This window comes from Peptostreptococcus sp. D1 (assembly GCF_900112955.1).
Lineage (GTDB): Bacteria > Bacillota > Clostridia > Peptostreptococcales > Peptostreptococcaceae > Peptostreptococcus.
Genome location: NZ_FONP01000028.1, coordinates 1 through 3,508, shown reverse-complemented (window position 1 = coordinate 3,508; position 3,508 = coordinate 1). Strand labels below are relative to the sequence as shown.

The following is a 3,508-nucleotide window of genomic DNA, read 5'->3' as shown; positions in this document are numbered from 1 at the left end:
GATGGTTGGTGTAATATATGTGTTGACAACTAAGATAGCCTAACATATGTGTTGACAAATAATAATAGTGTGTAAAATAATAGTGTTGCCTTCATATTGACATGACAAGGTATTCATGATAAATTACAAGTTGGAAAATATTTAGATGCTAGAGCTATGTAACAAATTTTGTCACTAGATAATATGCCGAAATTTTTGATATTTTGATATAATGATATAAATAGATATAATGATATAAATAGATATAATGATATAAATAGATATAATGATATAAATAGATATAGTGATATAAATAGATATAGTGATATAAATAGATATAGTGATATAAATAAATATAGTGATATAAATGAATATAGTGATATAAATAAATATAATAGTATAAATAGATATAATGTAATCAGTTTATATGATTTGAAAAAATACGGAGGAGTAATGCTAGAAAAAAACAAAAAGTATAGATGTGAGATTGTTGATATCGGACAAAATGGAGTTGGAATAGGAAAGCATGAAGGCTTTACAGTTTTTGTCGATGGCGCTTTACTGGGAGAGATTGTGGATGTGAAAATAACTAAATCTAAGAAAAATTATGCAGAAGGTGTGATATCAAGGATAATAGAGCCCTCAAAATATAGAGTTGATCGTGTCTGTTCAATGAAATATAGAAGCTGCGGAGGATGCCAGATACAGGAATTAGATTATAAAAAGCAGCTAGAAATAAAGACGAACAATGTAAAAGAAAGCTTAAAAAGAATTGGAGGTCTGGAAAATATTACAGTGCATCCAGCCTTGGGGATGGAGAATCCGTTTAGATATAGAAATAAAGCACAATTTCCAGTTCAAAAACCAGATGGAAACCTAAAGATAGGATTCTATAAAAAGAAGTCACATGAAGTCATCGATATGGATAAATGTGTCATACAGCATGAAAAAAATGATGAAATAGTTGGTATAGTTAGACAGTATATAGAAGCTAACAATATAAGTGCATATAACGAAAAAACACATAAAGGAATGATAAGACATATTTTGACGAAGGTTGGATATACAACAGGAGAAGTGATGGTTGTACTTGTTGTCACAGATATAAAATTACCTAATGTGGAATTTTTAGTAGAAGAGCTAAAATTAAAAATAGACGGATTCAAAACATTGGTGTTGAACGTAAATAAAGAAAAAACAAATGTGATACTTGGCAGAAATAATATTAATGTATACGGGGAGGGTAAAATCTTAGACAATATAGGAGAGCTGGAATTTGAGATATCACCACTTTCATTTTTTCAAGTCAATCCGACACAAACAGAGGTCTTATATGGAAAAGCGCTGGAATACGCAAGGCTAGAAGAAGGCGACATGGTCTTTGATATATATTGTGGGATTGGTACAATTTCACTGTTTTTGGCAAAAAAAGCAAGCCATGTTTATGGAGTTGAAATAGTAGAAGAGGCTATTTTAGACGCAAGGAAAAATGCGAAGAGAAACAATATCGAAAATGCAGAATTTTACGTTGGAAAAGCAGAAGAAGTTGTTCTGAGATTGTATAAAGAGGGGAAGAGAGCCAATGTTGTGGTTGTGGATCCTCCGAGAAAAGGATGCGATGAAAAAGTATTGGATACTATAGTGAATATGCAGCCAGATAGGGTTGTGTATGTGAGCTGTAATCCTGCTACGCTGGCGAGAGATTTGAAATATATGGCAGAGAGAGGATATGTGTGCGAAGAAGTGCAGCCTGTGGATATGTTTCCACATAGTGTTCATGTGGAGTGTGTTGCCTTACTTACTAGAAATTGCAACGATTTCAAGTATTAGAGATTGATAATATATACCATTTGTCCACGATTTGTCCACGAAATATTTAACTCGTGGACAAATTATTTATCGCGTCCTCCTATTACTTTTTCAAAAGCTTTTGCGGCCTCTTTATTAAGTATATCGGTATCGTGTGTGTATTTATCGGTCATATCCATTCTTGAATGTCCAAGTCTTGATTGTATGGCTTTTGGGTTGATGTTATTTTCATTCAACATTGTAGCATGTGTGTGTCTTAAACTGTGATGATTAAAGTTTATTTTTAATTCATGTTTAATTACTCTAGCGCAATATTTAAAGCTTTCTACAGTAGATAATAATCCGTTTTCTTTCACAGAAATAAAATTAATTTTTTCTAAATCTGTGTGGGCATTTGATTTCATTTCTACAATGCTTTTAATATCCCTATTTCTTTCATCTTTATCTAATGAGATGTATTGGTTAGTGTAATACTCGCCATAAAATATTCTGTTTTCATTTTGTCTAATTTTTTCTTTTTTTAGAGTATTTAAAAGCACGTCATCGATATATAATGTTCTGTTTGAGCTTGATGTTTTTGTTGTACCTATATACCACCCTAAAGATTTTGAGTAGTCGCCTAGCTCCTTATATCTTTTGTATATAATCTTATTAATGGATATCGTTTTATTTACGAAATCAACATCATCCCAAGTCAGTGCGTATGATTCTGATATACGTAACCCACAGTGAAATCCAAGCATTAATGGTACATGGAATACATTACCTTCGGGGAATCTCTCTAAAATTCTCTTGAAATCTTTATGGGAAATAATATATCTGATACTGTCACTAGATTCAAATTTAGGTGTGATGGTAGCTTTGCATGGATTGTATCGTAGGTATTGCATGGGAAATACTGCGTAATCCAATATCTTAGACACAGTTGATTTTATGCCAGTCGTATGGGATTTAGATAAGCCTTTTAGAAATAACCCATTTATAAATTCTTGTAGCACAACGGGTGTAATAGACTGTATTCTGTATACCCCTAATTGAGGCTTTATGTGGTTGCTAATGTGTCCGGAGTACTGTTGTAGGGTGTTATATTTATAGTTTAGTTTTGCGTAGTTTTCAAACCAATAATCAATAAAATCACTAAAAGACATATTAGTATCCAGTATATTATTTATTCCGCCTTGGTTGTAATCATTAAGCGCCTTTGTTCCTGCTTCTAGTGCTTCTTTTTTAGTTCTAAATCCACCCTTAGACTTTTGTTTTCTTTTGCCACCAACTGAAGCTATTTCAAATCGATATTCCCACTTAGAACCACGTTTTCTTGTATTAACTTCTGCCATTGTAATTTCTCCTTTCTTTTGGTATAATTTAAGTACCACAAAAGAACCTTATTCGTTAAGGTTGTTGTGCTGTGTAAGAAGTAGTTAGGTCGCCAAACTTGTGCTACTTCTTATTTTGTTTATTTATTAATATATTTTTCTAATTCCTTACCGTAAAAGGTTGTAAAATTTTAATGTTCTTGTTATTTTTCTTCCACCTTCGTCTTGAACTATTTCCATTTTGGAAACAGTTGATTTTTTATAAAGCTACTTATACCAATATGCCTTAGGTTATGTAAGTATATATCTATTTGGTAGATTGAAATGTTTTTTTATGTTTCCAAATACGTAATTAGTTTCTCACAATCATAGCAATCTTCACAAATAGCATCATCATAGGATAA

2 protein-coding genes are annotated in these 3,508 nt (G+C 31.8%); one reads left to right on the top strand and one right to left on the bottom strand.

Annotation, left to right across the window (positions count from 1 at the left end; translation table 11 throughout):
• Positions 1 to 432 precede the first annotated feature (432 nt).
• Positions 433 to 1,809 carry a 23S rRNA (uracil(1939)-C(5))-methyltransferase RlmD gene (gene rlmD, locus BM120_RS10520; protein ID WP_091995816.1) on the top strand — a complete coding sequence of 459 codons (1,377 nt, stop codon included), beginning with the start codon at positions 433 to 435 and terminating at the stop codon, positions 1,807 to 1,809.
• A 62-nt stretch (positions 1,810 to 1,871) separates the two neighbouring features.
• Here rlmD and BM120_RS10515 read toward each other — a convergent pair whose 3' ends face one another.
• Complete coding sequence (locus BM120_RS10515) at positions 1,872 to 3,125, bottom strand: site-specific integrase (RefSeq protein WP_091995814.1); 1,254 nt, start codon at positions 3,123 to 3,125, stop codon at positions 1,872 to 1,874.
• Positions 3,126 to 3,508 lie beyond the last annotated feature (383 nt).

What these genes read in the sequence shown, in the direction of transcription:
- rlmD (WP_091995816.1), top strand. Translation starts at nt 433, where the DNA reads ATGCTAGAAAAAAACAAAAAGTATAGATGTGAGATTGTTGATATCGGA.
- BM120_RS10515 (WP_091995814.1), bottom strand. Translation starts at nt 3,125, where the DNA reads ATGGCAGAAGTTAATACAAGAAAACGTGGTTCTAAGTGGGAATATCGA.